This is a genomic window from Oleiphilus sp. HI0123 (assembly GCF_001635315.1).
Genome location: NZ_LWGE01001474.1, coordinates 1 through 2,203 on the forward strand (window position 1 = coordinate 1; position 2,203 = coordinate 2,203).

Genomic DNA, 2,203 nt, shown 5'->3' on the forward strand with positions numbered 1-2,203 from the left:
TTGACTGGCTTGATGAAAATCAGGACTCAAGTGGTTTTGATGGGGCGGAAGATGGCGAGTATTTGTCCTTAGACCCTCCTTATAGAAATGCTGGCCAGCCTATGCTCGATATATCAGAATTACGATTACTTCCCACAATCAGTAATGAAGACTTCAAAAAACTATTAGAGCATGTCACTGTATTGCCTCAGGGTTGGGCTCCCGTTAATGTAAATACTGCAACAGCGGAAGTTTTACAGAGTTTAAGTGAAACCCTTACTGATGCCCAGGCAGATAGCTTGGTAGAAGCTCGTCAGGATAAGGCCTGGAAGAATATTGACGAGTTTAAGGCTGAGACTTTAGTTGCGGATGGAAAAATAAACTTTAATTACATCGGGGTTCGATCTGACTTTTACGAGTTAGCGACCGAAGTGACACTTTCCGAGCGCACGGTCAGGTTAAGAAGTGTACTCTATCGGAGTAACGAAGACGGGTCTTTACAGGTTCTTAGTCGTAACCAGGGCCAAAAATATTTAATTACCAAAGAGCAAGTGGCGCTATAATAAAACGATTAGCGTCGTTCAAAACAGATAGAGTAAACTCATGCCAAATACATTGTTTGTAAGGCCACATAAAGTACATCAGGTAGAAGGAGCGTTATATGAATGGGCGCTCTATGATATTGCTGGTGAGCAACTTAAATATGGCGCGCGTTCGAGTCTGGAAATAATCGATCAGACCTTAATGCAGAATGGTATCGAGAATGTTGAACTGATTGCGCTTTGGCCTTCTTCAGCCGCCTTTGTAAGCGAAGTGAGTCTGCCAGGAGGTCAGGCTCGTTACCTGCAGCAAGCGCTACCCTTTGCAGTAGAAGAGCAGGTTGCGCAAGATATTGAGCAAATACATATTTGTTTGGGGCCAAAAAGCAAACGAGGCGCTTACTCGGTCATTAATATCGACCACTCTTTGTTCGAGTCAAATTTTCAGTCTTTTAATAGCGAAATGGCCGATATTCCTTTAGCTGGCGTGTATCTCGATGCGCAGTGTCTGCCTATTGCTGAAGATGACCTTAGTCTTTGTTTGTCTAGCGGCTCAGTAATCGTTCGTTCTCTCGAAGGAAAGATGATTTCCTTAAAGCCTGATAACCTCATTCCATATTTAGACAGTGTTTTTCTTGCGCCAAGTGAAGATGAGGAAGCACGCGAGCTTTCGATGAAGGTTTGGGTTGCAGCTGACTATATGGAAGCGGCTAAGATGTTGCTTGCTCAAATAGAGCAGTACCCACACCTGTCTATCTCAGTTGAGCAGTTTGGTTTAAGTGAATTTGAATTCCTATGTGAGTGCTATACACGTAATAAAACAACCCTGACAAATTTGTGCCAAGGCGATTTTGTGATTGCTCGTCAGTCTAGCGGGTCCTGGCATCGCTGGAGAGCTGTTGCAGCACTTGCTGGACTTGGGTTTTTACTGCAATTCGGCGTGTTTATTGGCCAGGGTATGTACTTTGAAGGGCAGGCTGATTCCGCTGGCCAAAGCGCATTAACAGCCTACCAAAAAATAGTACCCAACTCGAAACGGACAACACTTGGCAAATTGCCGCGTATTATCAAGGGTAAGCTTAACCAGCAGCGCCAGGGCGGTAGTAGTGTCGATGTCGGTTTTCTCCATTTATTAGGAGAGGCGGGGTATCAGTTTGATCGAAGCAAATTTAAAGGCCAGCTTCAATTTAAAAGCATTAACTATAATCAGCAGCGTGCTGAGTTAGTCTTAGAAATGCAGGCTCAAAGCTTTGATCAGTTAGAGAGTTTAAAAAATGCCATCGTTAGTGCTGGCCTAACGGCGAAGATCAGTTCCGCTGTTCAAGAAAAAGAATATTTTCGCGGCCGTATTAGTGTCGGCGGTGCTTAGTTTAGGTAGTTAAGAGAGATATTGAGATGTTAGAAGCTTTAAAACAGAACTCTGCGCTACTGAATATGCGCAAACAGTATGAGATGCTATCGGCACGTGACCGTTTGGCTCTTAAAGTGCTGCTTGTAGCTCTGAGCTTGGTTATTCTGATCTTTGGCTTAATGAAGCCAGCTTATGAATACAAAAAACAAGCCGAGGCAAAGCTTGAGCAAAATCAGCAATTGCTAGCCTTGGTAAACCAGAATAAAGCCGCACTGAGAAGTCTTGGTCAAAACAATCAAGGCAGTGCTTCCAAAAAAGCATTGAATAGCCAGCA

At 43.9% G+C, this 2,203-nt stretch carries 3 protein-coding genes; all 3 read left to right on the forward strand.

Annotation, left to right across the window (positions count from 1 at the left end):
• On the forward strand, positions 1 to 542 hold a 542-nt coding region (gspK, locus tag A3761_RS19405; protein ID WP_156491960.1), incomplete at its 5' end, for a type II secretion system minor pseudopilin GspK.
• Between the two features lie 40 nt (positions 543 to 582).
• On the forward strand, positions 583 to 1,887 hold the full coding sequence (gene gspL / locus A3761_RS19410) for a type II secretion system protein GspL (RefSeq protein WP_068511057.1): 1,305 nt from the start codon (positions 583 to 585) through the stop codon (positions 1,885 to 1,887).
• Positions 1,888 to 1,913: 26 nt separating this feature from the next.
• A partial coding sequence (gspM, locus tag A3761_RS19415) for a type II secretion system protein GspM (protein WP_156491961.1) occupies positions 1,914 to 2,203 on the forward strand: 290 nt, incomplete at its 3' end.

Coding starts and splice junctions, on each gene's coding strand:
- gspL (WP_068511057.1), top strand. CDS start 583: ATGCCAAATACATTGTTTGTAAGGCCACATAAAGTACATCAGGTAGAA.